19 protein-coding genes and 2 tRNA genes are annotated in these 12,427 nt (G+C 63.0%); 8 read left to right on the forward strand and 13 right to left on the reverse strand.

Translation table 11 applies throughout. The features are described from left to right. The first annotated feature begins 36 nt into the window (after positions 1 to 36). The 3 genes from ACSC1R_RS07270 (at position 37) to ACSC1R_RS07280 (ending at position 3,007) form a co-directional block, all read left to right on the forward strand. Positions 37 to 1,482 (forward strand): single-stranded DNA binding protein, encoded by a 1,446-nt coding sequence (locus ACSC1R_RS07270; RefSeq protein WP_439028405.1) that lies wholly within the window; start codon positions 37 to 39, stop codon positions 1,480 to 1,482. A 78-nt stretch (positions 1,483 to 1,560) separates the two neighbouring features. After that, a complete protein-coding gene (locus tag ACSC1R_RS07275) occupies positions 1,561 to 1,992 on the forward strand; it encodes a histone family protein (RefSeq protein WP_439028406.1) in 432 nt (143 codons plus the stop codon). Between the two features lies 1 nt (position 1,993). Next, positions 1,994 to 3,007 (forward strand): histone deacetylase family protein, encoded by a 1,014-nt coding sequence (locus ACSC1R_RS07280; RefSeq protein WP_439028407.1) that lies wholly within the window; start codon positions 1,994 to 1,996, stop codon positions 3,005 to 3,007. Here ACSC1R_RS07280 and cca read toward each other — a convergent pair. Beyond that, positions 2,986 to 4,341, reverse strand: coding sequence for a CCA tRNA nucleotidyltransferase (gene cca, locus ACSC1R_RS07285; RefSeq protein ID WP_439028408.1), 1,356 nt, complete (start codon positions 4,339 to 4,341; stop codon positions 2,986 to 2,988). The two genes, ACSC1R_RS07280 and cca, sit on opposite strands and share 22 nt — an antisense overlap. 141 nt (positions 4,342 to 4,482) lie before the next feature. Here cca and ACSC1R_RS07290 point away from each other — a divergent pair. The 5 genes from ACSC1R_RS07290 (at position 4,483) to ACSC1R_RS07310 (ending at position 5,978) form a co-directional block, all read left to right on the forward strand. Beyond that, positions 4,483 to 4,555, forward strand: a tRNA-Asn gene (locus tag ACSC1R_RS07290). 114 nt (positions 4,556 to 4,669) lie between these two features. Then, positions 4,670 to 4,745 (forward strand) — tRNA-Ile (locus ACSC1R_RS07295). A 171-nt stretch (positions 4,746 to 4,916) separates the two neighbouring features. Beyond that, positions 4,917 to 5,054: a hypothetical protein gene (locus ACSC1R_RS07300; RefSeq protein WP_439028409.1), complete on the forward strand. Its 138-nt coding sequence runs from the start codon at positions 4,917 to 4,919 to the stop codon at positions 5,052 to 5,054. Next, complete coding sequence (locus tag ACSC1R_RS07305; protein ID WP_439028410.1) at positions 5,045 to 5,422, forward strand: hypothetical protein; 378 nt, start codon at positions 5,045 to 5,047, stop codon at positions 5,420 to 5,422. Before ACSC1R_RS07300 ends, ACSC1R_RS07305 begins: the two co-directional genes overlap by 10 nt. 157 nt (positions 5,423 to 5,579) lie before the next feature. Continuing rightward, positions 5,580 to 5,978 (forward strand): hypothetical protein, encoded by a 399-nt coding sequence (locus ACSC1R_RS07310; RefSeq protein ID WP_439028411.1) that lies wholly within the window; start codon positions 5,580 to 5,582, stop codon positions 5,976 to 5,978. Positions 5,979 to 6,368: 390 nt separating this feature from the next. Here ACSC1R_RS07310 and ACSC1R_RS07315 read toward each other — a convergent pair whose 3' ends face one another. The 12 genes from ACSC1R_RS07315 to ACSC1R_RS07370 form a co-directional block, all read right to left on the reverse strand. After that, on the reverse strand, positions 6,369 to 6,869 hold the full coding sequence (locus tag ACSC1R_RS07315) for a hypothetical protein (protein WP_439028412.1): 501 nt from the start codon (positions 6,867 to 6,869) through the stop codon (positions 6,369 to 6,371). Then, positions 6,869 to 7,027 (reverse strand): hypothetical protein, encoded by a 159-nt coding sequence (locus tag ACSC1R_RS07320; RefSeq protein ID WP_439028413.1) that lies wholly within the window; start codon positions 7,025 to 7,027, stop codon positions 6,869 to 6,871. The genes ACSC1R_RS07315 and ACSC1R_RS07320 overlap by 1 nt, the downstream gene beginning before the upstream one ends. After that, entirely contained in the window at positions 7,027 to 7,248 is a 222-nt protein-coding gene (locus ACSC1R_RS07325) for a hypothetical protein (protein ID WP_439028414.1), read from the reverse strand. Before ACSC1R_RS07325 ends, ACSC1R_RS07320 begins: the two co-directional genes overlap by 1 nt. Next, positions 7,248 to 7,757 carry a hypothetical protein gene (locus ACSC1R_RS07330; protein ID WP_439028415.1) on the reverse strand — a complete coding sequence of 170 codons (510 nt, stop codon included), beginning with the start codon at positions 7,755 to 7,757 and terminating at the stop codon, positions 7,248 to 7,250. The genes ACSC1R_RS07325 and ACSC1R_RS07330 overlap by 1 nt, the downstream gene beginning before the upstream one ends. Further along, the gene (locus tag ACSC1R_RS07335) at positions 7,757 to 8,365 is read right to left on the reverse strand and encodes a hypothetical protein (protein ID WP_439028416.1); all 609 of its coding nucleotides are present in this window, start codon (positions 8,363 to 8,365) and stop codon (positions 7,757 to 7,759) included. The genes ACSC1R_RS07330 and ACSC1R_RS07335 overlap by 1 nt, the downstream gene beginning before the upstream one ends. A gap of 82 nt (positions 8,366 to 8,447) precedes the next feature. Beyond that, complete coding sequence (locus tag ACSC1R_RS07340) at positions 8,448 to 9,242, reverse strand: hypothetical protein (protein WP_439028417.1); 795 nt, start codon at positions 9,240 to 9,242, stop codon at positions 8,448 to 8,450. Beyond that, on the reverse strand, positions 9,242 to 9,610 hold the full coding sequence (locus tag ACSC1R_RS07345; protein ID WP_439028418.1) for a hypothetical protein: 369 nt from the start codon (positions 9,608 to 9,610) through the stop codon (positions 9,242 to 9,244). Before ACSC1R_RS07345 ends, ACSC1R_RS07340 begins: the two co-directional genes overlap by 1 nt. After that, the gene (locus ACSC1R_RS07350; RefSeq protein WP_439028419.1) at positions 9,607 to 9,837 is read right to left on the reverse strand and encodes a hypothetical protein; all 231 of its coding nucleotides are present in this window, start codon (positions 9,835 to 9,837) and stop codon (positions 9,607 to 9,609) included. The genes ACSC1R_RS07345 and ACSC1R_RS07350 overlap by 4 nt, the downstream gene beginning before the upstream one ends. Before the next feature lie 7 nt (positions 9,838 to 9,844). After that, on the reverse strand, positions 9,845 to 10,579 hold the full coding sequence (locus tag ACSC1R_RS07355; RefSeq protein ID WP_439028420.1) for a hypothetical protein: 735 nt from the start codon (positions 10,577 to 10,579) through the stop codon (positions 9,845 to 9,847). A gap of 5 nt (positions 10,580 to 10,584) precedes the next feature. Further along, positions 10,585 to 11,064 carry a hypothetical protein gene (locus ACSC1R_RS07360; protein ID WP_439028421.1) on the reverse strand — a complete coding sequence of 160 codons (480 nt, stop codon included), beginning with the start codon at positions 11,062 to 11,064 and terminating at the stop codon, positions 10,585 to 10,587. Beyond that, a complete protein-coding gene (locus ACSC1R_RS07365; protein WP_439028422.1) occupies positions 11,064 to 11,363 on the reverse strand; it encodes a hypothetical protein in 300 nt (99 codons plus the stop codon). The genes ACSC1R_RS07360 and ACSC1R_RS07365 overlap by 1 nt, the downstream gene beginning before the upstream one ends. Positions 11,364 to 11,534: 171 nt before the next feature. Next, positions 11,535 to 12,368, reverse strand: coding sequence for a hypothetical protein (locus ACSC1R_RS07370; RefSeq protein ID WP_439028423.1), 834 nt, complete (start codon positions 12,366 to 12,368; stop codon positions 11,535 to 11,537). Positions 12,369 to 12,427 lie beyond the last annotated feature (59 nt).

Genomic DNA, 12,427 nt, shown 5'->3' on the forward strand with positions numbered 1-12,427 from the left:
CTTAAGCGCGCCCCTTCCCTGCGAATTGATACGATTATGGGCGCGATAGAGGACGTCTACGAAGACCTCGACGCCGAGGAGGTCACACTGGAGGAGTTCCGAGAGGCGGTCGAGGCCAAGGTCGAACAGATGGGGGGGCTCGCCGACGACGAGACGGCGGCGATGCTCATCGCCCACGAACTTGAGGACAAGGAGGTCAACGGCGTCTCCGACATCACTCCCGGGATGCAGGAGGTGAAGTTCATCGCCAAGGTGACCGCCATCGGTGAGATTCGGACCTTCGAGCGCGACGGGGACGACCCGGACGGGAAGGTCGCGAACGTCGAGGTCGCCGACGAGAGTGGGTCGGTCCGACTCTCGTTCTGGGACGAGAAGGCCGACGCTGCCGAGAACGAACTGGAGGTCGGGCAGGTCCTGCGCGTGAAGGGCCGTCCGAAGGAGGGCTACAACGGAATCGAGGTCAACGTCGACGAAGTCGAGGTCGACGAGGACGCCGAGGTCGACGTGGAGATTCTCGACGCCTACCGCATCGAGGACCTCTCGCTGGGCCTCTCCGACGTGAACCTGAAGGGGCGGATTCTGGACACCGAGTCCATCCGGACCTTCGACCGCGACGACGGCTCGGAAGGCAAGGTCGCCAACATGGTACTCGGCGACCCGACCGGACGCATCCGCGTCACCATGTGGGATGGGCAGGCCGACACCGTCGAGGAACTCGACGCCGGCATCACGGTCGAAGTGGTCGACGGGTACGTCCGCGAGCGCGACGGCCAGCTCGAACTCCACGTCGGCGAACGCGGCGCCATCGAGGAACTCGACGAGGACATCACCTACGAGCCAGAGAGCACGCCCATCGCGGAGCTGGAGATCGGCCAGACCGTCGACATCGCGGGCGTCATCCGGTCGGCTGACCCGAAGCGTACCTTCGACCGCGACGACGGCTCGGAGGGGCAGGTCCGGAACGTCCGCGTGCAGGACGACTCCGGCGACATCCGGGTCGCCCTCTGGGGCGACAAGGCCGACTACGACATGGGACCGGGTGACCGCGTCGCCTTCGCCGACGTCGAGATACAGGACGGCTGGCAGGACGACCTCGAAGCCTCCGCCGGCTGGCGCGCGAGCGTCACCGTCCTCGACGACGACGGTGGCAACGCGGGCGGCGCGAGCGCAGACGACGACGGGTCCGAACAGGCGACCGGTCTCGACGCCTTCGGCGACGACGGGGCGAGCGACGGTGCCGGGAGTGAGCGCAGTTCGAGCACCGAGACGACCAGCGCCTCCGGCGGTGGCGCGACCGCGTCCCTGCAGGAGGAGGTCGTCGAGTTCACCGGGACCGTCGTGCAGGCGGGCAACCCGGTCATCCTCGACGACGGAGAGGAGACCATGAGCGTCGAGACGGACGCGGACGTCCACCTCGGGCAGGAAGTGACCGCCCGCGGCTCCGTCTCCGACGGAATCCTTCACGCAGACGACGTGTTCTGAGCGGGCCTTTCGCGCCAACGCCGGCGATGAACGCGTCTACGGAAAACTACAAAGGGCCAGGATGACTCGTTTTCGGGTATGAGCGTTGAGTTACCGTTCGCCCCGGTGGACTCCATCATCCGACGGAACGCAGGCGACCTCCGGGTCAGTGCAGACGCGGCCGAGGAGCTCGCCCGCCGGATACAAGAACACGGCGCTGCCCTCGCCGAGGACGCGGCCGAGGTCGCCACCGCGGACGGTCGAAAGACGCTGATGGCGACGGACTTCGGGGTCGAAGCCAACATCGACAAGGACGAACTCGAACTGCCGGTCGCCCCGGTCGACCGCATCGCGCGCCTGCACATCGACGACTCCTACCGGGTCTCGATGGACGCGCGCGTCGCACTCGCCGACATCCTGGAAGACTACGCGGACAACGTCGCGGCCGCAGCGGCCAAACTCGCACGGCACGCCGACCGACGCACCATCAAGGGGGAGGACATCGAGACCTACTTCTCCCTGTTCGAATGAGATGAGATTCGGCTACAGCCCTCGCTGTCTCGACCACGACACCGGCCCACGCCACCCGGAGACGCCGGACCGCCTCCGCGCCATCCGTGAGGGGCTCAAACGAAAACACGGCGTCGAGTACGTGGACACGGCCCCCGCCAATGTCGAGGCCATCACCGCGGTCCACGAGACGGACTACATCGAGGAGTTAGAGGAGTTCTGTGCGAACGGCGGCGGCGACTGGGACCCCGACACCACCGCCGTCGAGGAGTCCTGGGACGCCATCCTCCAGAGCGCCGGCCTCGCGCAGTGGGCCGCCGAGAGCGCGCTCGACGGCGACCAGGGCCGTAACACGCCGTTCGCCATCGGCCGGCCGCCGGGCCACCACGCCGTCTACGACGACGCCATGGGCTTTTGCTTCGTCAACAACGTCGCCGTCGCAGCGAACTACGCCATCGACGAGCGCGACTGCGACCGCGTCGCCATCGTCGACTGGGACGTCCACCACGGCAACGGCACGCAGGACATCTTCTACGACGACGGGGACGTGTTCTTCTCTTCGATTCACGAAGACGGCCTCTACCCCGGCACCGGTGAGCACGACGAGACCGGCGAAGGCGACGGCGAAGGGGCGACGATGAACGTCTCGCTGCCTGCCGGTGCGGGGACCGCCGACTACGCCGCGGTGTTCGAACGGTGCATCGAACCAGCAATCGAGCGATTCGACCCGGACCTGTTGCTGGTGAGCGCCGGCTTCGACGCCCACCGCCACGACCCTATCTCGCGGATGCGCGTCTCGACGGAAGGGTACGCCATCTTCACCGACCGGCTCCGCGCGCTGTGCGACCGAGTCGACATGCCCATCGCTTTCGTGCTCGAAGGCGGCTACGGCCTCGACGTTCTGGCCGACGGCGTCGCGATGGTCCACGAGACGTTCGACGGGCGCAACCCAATCGACCCCGACGAGGAGGTCTCAGAGAAGGTACTCGCGTGCATCGACGAGGTCCGCGAGATTCACGGACTGGGCGAGAAGTAGGTCGCGAGTTCGACGCCGAACTCGTCGGCGAGTGCCTCGATTTCTGTCCCGACGAACACCTCGTAGTCCTGCCTGAGTGCTGACTCCACGTGCGCGCCGAGCGCCACGTCGAACAGCCGCTCGGAGTCGACGAGGTCTGCCGGCGTTCGGACCTCGCGTTCGCGTTCGACGACGTACCGCTCGTCCTCGATGAACGGCCCGTAGGCGTCCGAGTCGGCGTACTTCTCGTAGAACCCGGTCGCGTGCTGGCGCACGTAGACCGGCGGTCCCTGATGGCGTTCGATGGCCGGTCGCTCCGCGACGCCACACTCGACGAGCAACACCGCTGTCTCGTCGGCGAACGCCTCCCACCGGAGCGGGTCGAACCCCCGCCGGTCGAGTTCGCTCGCAACACCCGTGAGCGAGCGCCGGAGCTGCGGCCAGAGCTGGTCGTCGACCAGGTCCGGTGCGTCGAACCGGACCGCGACCGGTGTCGTCCCTCGCGTTTCGACCTGCTCGCGGACCGCCGCCGCGTCCAGCGGTGCCGGTTCGTCGGGGAAGAACCGGTCGACCGTCGGGGTCGCAAGGAACGCCCGGGCGTGGTGCTGGAGTCGTGCGAAGTTCTCCGCGGAGAGCACCGCGGCGACGTTACGCTCCGGGTCGGTCGGGTCGATGACGACCAGCGGGTCGTCGAACGTCTGGGCGGCGTGGTCCTCGGGGTCGAAGACGACCGGCGGCTCCCAGTCGGCCGCGGCTTCGAGGAACGGACGGAACCCGCCACACTCGTAGATGAGGAGTTCGGTCAGGTAGCCGGAGAACCCCTGTGTGCGGAGGTTGCTCCCGTAGACGCCGATACCCTTGAGGAACTGCTTGGCCACGCGCACGTCCGCGGCCAGTCCCTCGTCCAGGTGCTCGCGCAGGTACTCGTTGTGGAACGGTGTCCGGTCGACCGCCGACCGGATGGCGGGTGCTTCCGGCACACGAAAACACGGGACGAGGTCGATGTCGAACCCCTCGTACTCGCCCTTGATGTACGGGTGCTCGGCGTACTCCTCGTGTCCATCTGGGAGGACCGCCCGCCCGACCGCCAGCCCGTACTCTTCCAGCCGTTCCCGGTCGAGGTCCGTGGGGAACCGCACGAACACGTCGATGTCGCGGTCGCCCGAAATCCACGTCCCGCGTGCGGTCGACCCGACCTGCATCACGTCCGCCTCCGGACTGTACTTCGCGACTGCTTCTTCCGCCCGCTCGATGATTTCCTCGGCGGTCTCGCGGAGCTTCGTTCGCTCCGTTGGCGATGGGTCCACCCGCTCGCGAACCGCCGCGACCGCCTCCTCGAACGCGTCCTCGCTCATGCTCGCGGGTACAGGGTCGCCCGGTAAACGCGTATCGATGGTCTGGCTCGCCGATTCGCACGTCAGAAGATACCGTGGTACACCGCCGCCCTAAAGCGAAAGTCTCTTTATATTCGGCCGGACTATCTGAAAGTGCAGCAAGCCGTCATAGCTCAGTTGGTAGAGCACCACGCTGTTAACGTGGTGGTCCCAGGTTCGAGCCCTGGTGACGGCGCTTTTACGACACTTCGATCCCCGAGCAGTGCGTCCTGTCGTAGGACGAGTTCGGCGTTTCTTCAGCAGTCGCTTCGTAATGTTGATACGGAACCGGGGTGAATCGGTACCTGTCGGGCCCTTAGCTTAGTCTGGTTCAAAGCCCCCGGCTCATAACCGGGTGATCGCTGGTTCGAATCCGGCAGGGCCCATACGAAATTAACCCGATACTGGGTTTTCTTAAATTCCTGCCTGAGTGGCATCTACCGCCAGATATCGGCAGATGCGCGATTTTCAAAATCGGCGAAAAATCTGGAGCCCAACAAGCTCCTTGTCGCGGGTCGCCGCCCTCTGGCGGTTTCACGAATCGAGGTGAGCACCGCATGAGCGAGCGGTGCGCAACCCACGGAATCAGGAAGGAGACGGTCCATACCCACGATTTCCCGGTCCGGCTGTGCCCGAAGTGCGAAGCCGAGCGCGACCGGGCCCGTACCGACGGAGGTGAGGAACTGTGCCAGTGACGCTCGATTTCGAGGGTGAACGCGACGGCGCGACGACCAGCTGGGAACGCGCCGACCCGGAAGCGGCACTCATCGAGCGGTTCAGCCACTTCGGCTATCGCGTCTGTCTGCCCGGTGGGAGCCACCACATGGTGGCCATCGCCTGCGACGGCGACGAGTACGTCGGGCGGTGTGACTGCCGCGGCTTCGAGTATCAGACCGGCCCCTGTGCCCACCTCTGCACGATCCGGAAGGCCGAGTTCATCGACGCCGAGACCATCGAGGAGGAACCGGTGACCATCGAGCCCGTCACCGAGGAGACGGTGCGCCTGGAGCCCGACGACCGCGCAGAACGGGCCCGCGCGGACGGAGGTGTGCGGCGATGGTGACGGCCTCACGCGCACACACGAGGGCGCGCACGAGTCTCGCGGCAACCCCCCAGGGGGTGTCATACGTACTCCGGTCACCCCACCCCTCTCCGACTACGTCTGGCGATTCTGTCGCGTATGACGGCGGTCGAATCTGTACATACGGAGGTGGGGCCTGATGCCGCGCATGGAGAGCGACGAGACGGCGGTCAAGCGAATCAGCATCCGCGTGCCGGTCGACCTACTCGACGAGTACGACGAGGCGCTCGACGCCCGAGACACGAACCGTAGCGAGGAGATGCGGGCCCACATGCGCCGCGTGGCTGCCGACGACACGCCCAACCGGGGACGTGTCCCACCGACCGACGACGACCTGCTCGCCCGCGGCTACAAGGCGCTCGTCGAAGTCAGCGGTCGCGGTGGAATCCCGCTCGACCAGGCGAAGTCCGCGGTCGCCCAGAAGACCGGCCTCTCGTCAGAACACGTTGGTCATCGTATCATCAAGCCGCTCCGAGAAAGAGGCTATCTCAAGCGTGCAGGCGACCCGATCTACCGGCAGTGGGTGGTTGTCAGATAAATGCAAGAGTAGATGGAATCTGTACGGTAAAGACTTCTTAGAGCAACATTTTAATTATCAACCTGTGGATTTTTGTTCTTTATTATTATTTACCAAACATGGGGGTTCTAGTGAGATGCAGAAAACACGAACCGGAAGGGAGAACAAATACATATGTTGCTTACGCGGAACCAGTTGGATATCCTGATACAGCGGTGGTTTGTCCGAGTAAAGACCACCGACCTCGGAATGCTCCTCCTGGTCTTGCATACCTTCACAGACGGGACTTTGAACTGTATCAAAATGGCAAACGGGTTTTTGAAACCCCAACTACAGCGACTGACATTAAATTATCAGATGAGTTTTCACTGATTGACTAATACCTGCGATAACCAAAGATAGTTTTCGCGGTCAGCCGAGACCGCCAATCGCGCTTGGGGGACCGGACCACACGGTGAAGAGCCACCCCAGCCCCTCGATGAACTCGACCCGGCCGACACCGGCGTCAGAGAACTGCACCACGGGCCAGAAGGCCATCGCGCCGGAGTTGTGGTAGATGTCGTTCCCGTTCCCGTAGAGGATCGGGAAGTTCGCAGGGCGCTCGATGCTGACATACACAACGTCCCCGGCGTCCGGGTCCGCTGGCAGGTTGGCCTCGGGCACACTGTCCAGGCCATCCATCCGGTACAGCGTCCCAGCCGGATAGACGGGCGTGGATTCCTCACCCCCGTCGATGAACCGGCTCCCTTCCAGGACGAACGTGTTGCCGATGTCCGTTCCTTTCACAGACACCTCCCGATAGTTCGGCTTGCTGGTCCCTGTGTGGCGCGTCTCTCCGTTCCCGTCCGTGGTCTCCACGTAGTCGTAGTTCAGCTCGTTCTCCTCTCCACCGCCACCGCCTCCGATAGGCATCAGTCGTTCACCTCCTCGCTGTCAGGCGTCTCCGGCGGGTGGTACGGGAGCTTACTCAGCAGGTGCCGCCCGAACCCTCGAAGCCGCCCCATGGCGTACTCGAACGGGACCATCAGGCCCGCCACGAACGCCAGCAGGTACGTCGGTTCGAACTGCATCAGTCGGTCACCTCGGACTCCAGGCGGTCGAGTCGGTCGAGTACGCCTTCGGTGACGAGGTCGCTCTCGCCGTTGAGAACGCCCCGGTTGGTCTGCGAGCGGTCCTCGTTCGCGTCGATGCGGTGGGCGACGCTCCGGGCGACCTTCCCGCAGTAGACGGCGCTGGTGGCCGTCACGATGGCCGCCGCCGACTGCGCGACCGGCTGCAATTCGACGGCCATCAGTTGCCCCCAGACGCCTTATCGGCCAGTTCGAGCGCCGGACCTGCTGCCGTGAGTGCGTAGAGGAGCACGACCGCGCCGATGACGTAGCCGGGGTTAGCGGCCATCCACGCCATCGGCCCGTCGAGTTCCTCCGCAGCGGCGTCGCTCGCGTTGTTCAACGCCCGAGCACTCGCTCCGGCATAGCCGTCTTCTGCGGCGTTCTCGGCGAACTCCCAGGACTCCTCTCCCGGCCCGGCGGTGTTGCCCGGCTCGCTGTCGACCAGCGACCAGAGGCCGCTGACGCCTTCGCCGAGGTAGTCGACGCTTCCGCCGACCGCTTCATCAGTCGGACCGGCGGCGTGGTCGAGCCATCCGGCAGCGCCATCGTAGAGGCCACCGCCCGGTTCATCATCGAAGGTGCGAGCCACCGCTTCATCCGTCGACCCGGCGGCCTTGTCGAGCGCACCGGCGGTCTCATCGTAGAAGTCGCCAGCGGCTCCCGCGATGCCGTCGAACATACCGCCCATCAGTCGCCACCTCGGACCATTGCGAGACCAACGAGAGCGACCGTCGCGTACAGCATGAACGACTCGCCCAGCCAGTCTCCGCCCTGTTCGGGCTGGTTCTCGGGTGTGGTGTCGGTCACAGCGTCACCGCTCCCAATGTCTTCGACCGTCTCCGGGTCGCCGTAGGCCGCACCGTCGGTCTCGTTCTCGACGTACTGCTGGGTGCGCTCGACGTCGGCGTGTGAGTCCGTCGGGCCGTTACTGGCAACCGTGACGTCATCCTCCTGGCTCTCGCTCTTGGTCGAACTGTTCGACCCCTGGCCGCTGAGAGTGGTCTCAGCGCGGGCCGTGTCTTTGTCCAGGCTGGTCTCGATGTTCGCCGATCCGACCGCATGGTGAACCTCGCGGTCTTCGCTGCTCTGGACCGGGTGCGGTTCCTTCTTCTCCTCGTTCTCGACGGTCGGAGACGGGTCAACCCCGGCGCTCCTGGTGGGGCGTCGACGCCCAGCGTTCAGGTCCTTGGGCGTCCCGTCCGGCTGGGAGTTGTTCTCGACCGTCGGCGGGTCGTTGATATTGCCCGGCTCGCCGTCCGAGTAGGACGGGTCGAGGTTGGCCGCGAGTGAAATCACCACGCTCGACCACCTCCGCCGGTTTCGCTACTGTCGTGGGAGGCAGTGCAGCCTCCGAGAGTGTTGCTCATCTTCTTGGTCCTCACTGTTCGACCACCCACGAAACGCCGTATCCGCCCGTGTCGTCCACGATATGGACGGTGGACACGTCGTCGACGCCGAGGGAGGTGGACTCACCGCTCGCCAGCTCGTATCCGTCGCCAGTCGTGACGCCGGTCGGCCCGACGTAGACCGGGCCGCCGTTGCCGGTGAGGGCCTTCACGCGGAGAGTCGCACCAGCGGGCACAGACAGGGACGTGCCGCCGTTGAGGGCGACGGGAGTGTCTGCGCCGCTGGTCGAGTCCTGCCCGGTCGTGAGGCCCGGCAGGGCCGTCTCGGCGGTTTCGACGGTGGCCGCGCTCACGTCCAGGGCACCAGCCGATGCCGCCGAGAGATCGACGTCGACGGTCGCACCGCTCACGTCGAGCGGGGTCGCTTCCTGCACGTCGATGGTCGCTGCGCTCGCGTCCAGGGCACCGGCCGAGACCGCCGACAGGTCGACGTCGACGGTCGCGCCGCTCACATCGAGCGGGGTGTTCTCCTGTACGTCGATGGTGGCCGCACTCGCGTCGAGTGGGCCGTTCGAGTCGACGAGCAGGCTGTCGCCGCCGTCGGAGGAGAGTGCGGCTGCAAGCGCCTGCAGCGTTGCCTCCGTCGCCGGGTCGAACAGGGTGCCGCCGCTGTCCATCAACCGGAGCTTTCCGAGGTCGCGCCCGGCCTGGTCGGTCACGTCGACCGGGAGCGCCGCGGGAGCTGTAACCCGGAGTTCGTCGCCACCGTCGGAGGCGAGCGCCGCCGCGAGGGCGGCCAGCGTGGTGCTGCTGTACTGTTGCGCCATCAGCGGGCACCTCCGGCGTAGTCGACGGTGAACGACACGAACCCGTCGAGGTCGCTGCTCGGACTGGTGTTGTCGGCCGTCACACCGAGGTCCTGACCCTCGTAGACGGGCATCGACAGGTCGAAGTCGTAGGTCGCACCGCTGCCGATGATGTAGTCACCGATGGAGCCGCTGGACTCGGTTGCGTCTGCCTCGAGGAGCGAGTTCCCGTCGACGGTCGGCGTCACACGAAGGTCGGTCCTCGTCCCTTCGGGGAAGAACACGACGAGGCGCTCGATGGTGCCGTCGTCGTCGACCGATTGTGCGAGTCTGTCTATCTCGCCCTGTGGAACCGATAGGGGGAACACGAAGGGAACGCGGCCGCTCATCGACCACGCACCTCCAGATACGTCACGTAGAGGAGGAGGAGCGTCTGCAGGGTGACGAGGTACACCATCAGGTCATCGCTGTCCAAGACTACCTGCGACCCGTCGGAACGGGTGAAGGAGATGTGGGGACCGTCGGCGGGTGCCGAGCTGGTCCGAGTGACCTGAGCAGTACCGTCGCTACCGCTGCTGGCGCTCCCCGCCTGCTCGATTAGGGGAACGTCCTGCATAGTGCATCTACTCGATGATGTCGGCCTTGACGGCCGCCGAGAGGTTCGGAATGTCGCTCTTGGCCCGGTTCACCGGAATGGACATGACCGCGTTGGAGGCGGTGTTGCCCTGCGAGTTGCCGGTATCCGAGTCGTCCCACTCGAAGGCGACCGGGCCGTCGGCGTACACGTCGAGCGTCCACTTGCGCGGGACCACCGGCCGGAATGGGTTCGCCTGGACGTTCCGGAAGTCCATCGAGGGCGGCTGCTTGTTCTGGTTGGTCTCGTGCAGCGCCTTCGACACGTCCGTGAACAGGGTCTGTTTGACCTGCCCCTGCGACTTAGGGCTGGACTTCTCGATCTCGATCTTCGCGGCGTCGGCAGGGACGTAGGCTGCGTGAAGCGTGACCGCCGCGTTGCTGTCGTAGTCGAACTCGTTCGCGGCGTAGTCGAGCGAGTCCTCTTGGACTCGCGTGCCGTCCTCGAACAGTACGAAGTCGGTGGTGTTCGCCGTCGAGATGACGTCGTTCCCGAGCGAGAAGGTCTCGACACCGCTGCCAGTATGGCTGAACTGGTCGATGGTGACGAACATGAGCCGCATCGCGTCCTCGCGGAGCACGATGGGCGACTCGGCCTCGTAGGAGGCAATCTTCGTGCGGACGCCGCTGGTGCCGTTGGTCAGGTCGAAGTCACCGCGCTTGAGGCGCTGACTGGTGGCCGAGGCGTTCCGGAGGGCTTCGAGCACCTGTTTCTGGTTGACCATCCGTCTCACCCCTCGTACGGGAGTTCTTCGACCGCCTTGCGGTTGAAGTAGAACTCGGAGTTGGCCCAGTCGACCTGTGCCGAGGAGTTGATCTCGACGGTCAGAACGTCCTTGTCTCGGACGTTCACGCGGTCGCCCTTGAGATTCATCTTCGTCTGGTCGATGTTCTCCTCGTTGCGCTGCTCCTTGGTGCTGAGGCCGTTCCAGGCGGCGATGTTGTCCTCCTTCTGCGAAACGGGGACCGGCTCATCGTCGGTCGGTCGCTCGACCCGGAAGATCACCTCGGTGTCAGTCGGGAGGGGATTGCCGCCGGAGTCCTTGAGCTTCATCACGACGGGGATGCCCATCTCGGCACCCTGACCCACCATGTCGAGGAAGCGGAGCATCGTCCCGTTCTCGGGCTGCACCTGAAGGATGGGGGTCGTGGTACCCGTGACGTTCTGGAGCTGGGTCACGAAGTCGCTGAGGTAGCTGACGGACACCATCAGTTGTTACCTCCCGTGCCGATGCCCGTGACAGCCTGCTGCAGGCCGAAGCGTTCCGTGAGCTTGTCGGCGACGTAGATACCGCCGCCGAGGCTAATGCTCGAGGAGTACATCGGGCTGTACTGGCCGCCCGCCATCACGAGCGCGCCGTACGCCTCGTCAGGCAGGTCGAGGCCGGTCTTCGGTTCTATAACGTTGCGAAGTGCGGTCGGCGCGAGGTAGCCCGCCAGGGCCGCCACCGCGTCCTCCCACATGTCGTCATCGGCAAGCGTGCCGAAAGCTGCATTGAGCGAAGCCATGCAGAAACGGATAGAGAGGCCCTGTACGTAAGGGACCGACAAGATTCCCGAAAGAAGCCGCGGAGACTCCTGGGAAACCGTGGAACTTCGGAGAACAACTAGGGAAGAATGGTATTTATTCGCACCCTCTCCTTTATTACTAACTCTTGTGGAAACCTCAGCAAATACATTTTAATTGTATTTATTATGACTGCTATCGTTCACTGTGTAGCTCTTATTGGCAGATTGTCGTCCACTGACTTTGGTCTTAATCCTCTCAGATAACTCCATAAATAGTCTAAATATGGCTAATAACAGGCCAATTGCGACAAGTTGTTCAAGAGGCGAAACAGTTTCACGATATCTAAAATCGGCGGTTTTAGCCTCAGAATATATCCTCTCGTACACAGCAAAACTTTCGTCTGGCTTATTTATATACAGACTGGATACCTGAACTTTCATTTTATAATTCCCTGGGGTTTTTGGCAAACTTGTTATATATGTGCCAGAAACAGTGTATTTGTTTCCTCGCTTCTGGATGTCGGTTCTATCAGGGACTTGGGAGATAAGGGGAGACGAATTGTACATATTGCCCTCTTCATCAACCCAAATGTGTTCGATAAAAAGCCCTGTCTGCATACTGATAAATTCCAAATCGATTAATAGTTCTTCCGAAACCCGTGCATTCCCCTCTTTATTATATAATCTGTATTCGCAAACATATGTACCACCCACAGTTGGGTATTGTCCTGATGACGAGCAAGTAATAGATAATCTAGCTATTTTCTTGCCTTGACTGTCAATATCTATATATAAATCATGTTCTTCTTTATCTGGTGTAAACTCACTGTCTGAAATAAATATAGGTGCCACAAAAGTATATGAAATATAGAGAATAAGGCCCAAACACAAAACAAGCAAAGGAAACTCCCAAGTGTTCCATCCCTCTTTGATAAGTTCCTTCTTTTTTAAAAACCCGGATTTAATCTGTTTTATTGATTCTTTGTCTATCGGGTGAGTTACCATTACTATCTACGGGCTTTTTCCTGTAGAAACATATGTCCCTTGGTGGCTAAAAATTCTGA

It is taken from the genome of Haloarchaeobius ordinarius (assembly GCF_051801355.1).
Classification (GTDB): Archaea; Halobacteriota; Halobacteria; order Halobacteriales; family Natrialbaceae; genus Haloarchaeobius.

Bases quoted from the DNA above. Each gene is read 5' to 3' on its own strand.
- ACSC1R_RS07270 (WP_439028405.1), top strand. From the start codon at position 37: ATGGGCGCGATAGAGGACGTCTACGAAGACCTCGACGCCGAGGAGGTC.
- ACSC1R_RS07275 (WP_439028406.1), top strand. From the start codon at position 1,561: ATGAGCGTTGAGTTACCGTTCGCCCCGGTGGACTCCATCATCCGACGG.
- ACSC1R_RS07280 (WP_439028407.1), top strand. From the start codon at position 1,994: ATGAGATTCGGCTACAGCCCTCGCTGTCTCGACCACGACACCGGCCCA.
- cca (WP_439028408.1), bottom strand. From the start codon at position 4,341: ATGAGCGAGGACGCGTTCGAGGAGGCGGTCGCGGCGGTTCGCGAGCGG.
- ACSC1R_RS07300 (WP_439028409.1), top strand. From the start codon at position 4,917: ATGAGCGAGCGGTGCGCAACCCACGGAATCAGGAAGGAGACGGTCCAT.
- ACSC1R_RS07310 (WP_439028411.1), top strand. From the start codon at position 5,580: ATGCCGCGCATGGAGAGCGACGAGACGGCGGTCAAGCGAATCAGCATC.
- ACSC1R_RS07315 (WP_439028412.1), bottom strand. From the start codon at position 6,869: ATGCCTATCGGAGGCGGTGGCGGTGGAGAGGAGAACGAGCTGAACTAC.
- ACSC1R_RS07320 (WP_439028413.1), bottom strand. From the start codon at position 7,027: ATGCAGTTCGAACCGACGTACCTGCTGGCGTTCGTGGCGGGCCTGATG.
- ACSC1R_RS07325 (WP_439028414.1), bottom strand. From the start codon at position 7,248: ATGGCCGTCGAATTGCAGCCGGTCGCGCAGTCGGCGGCGGCCATCGTG.
- ACSC1R_RS07330 (WP_439028415.1), bottom strand. From the start codon at position 7,757: ATGGGCGGTATGTTCGACGGCATCGCGGGAGCCGCTGGCGACTTCTAC.
- ACSC1R_RS07340 (WP_439028417.1), bottom strand. From the start codon at position 9,242: ATGGCGCAACAGTACAGCAGCACCACGCTGGCCGCCCTCGCGGCGGCG.
- ACSC1R_RS07345 (WP_439028418.1), bottom strand. From the start codon at position 9,610: ATGAGCGGCCGCGTTCCCTTCGTGTTCCCCCTATCGGTTCCACAGGGC.
- ACSC1R_RS07350 (WP_439028419.1), bottom strand. From the start codon at position 9,837: ATGCAGGACGTTCCCCTAATCGAGCAGGCGGGGAGCGCCAGCAGCGGT.
- ACSC1R_RS07355 (WP_439028420.1), bottom strand. From the start codon at position 10,579: ATGGTCAACCAGAAACAGGTGCTCGAAGCCCTCCGGAACGCCTCGGCC.
- ACSC1R_RS07360 (WP_439028421.1), bottom strand. From the start codon at position 11,064: ATGGTGTCCGTCAGCTACCTCAGCGACTTCGTGACCCAGCTCCAGAAC.
- ACSC1R_RS07365 (WP_439028422.1), bottom strand. From the start codon at position 11,363: ATGGCTTCGCTCAATGCAGCTTTCGGCACGCTTGCCGATGACGACATG.
- ACSC1R_RS07370 (WP_439028423.1), bottom strand. From the start codon at position 12,368: ATGGTAACTCACCCGATAGACAAAGAATCAATAAAACAGATTAAATCC.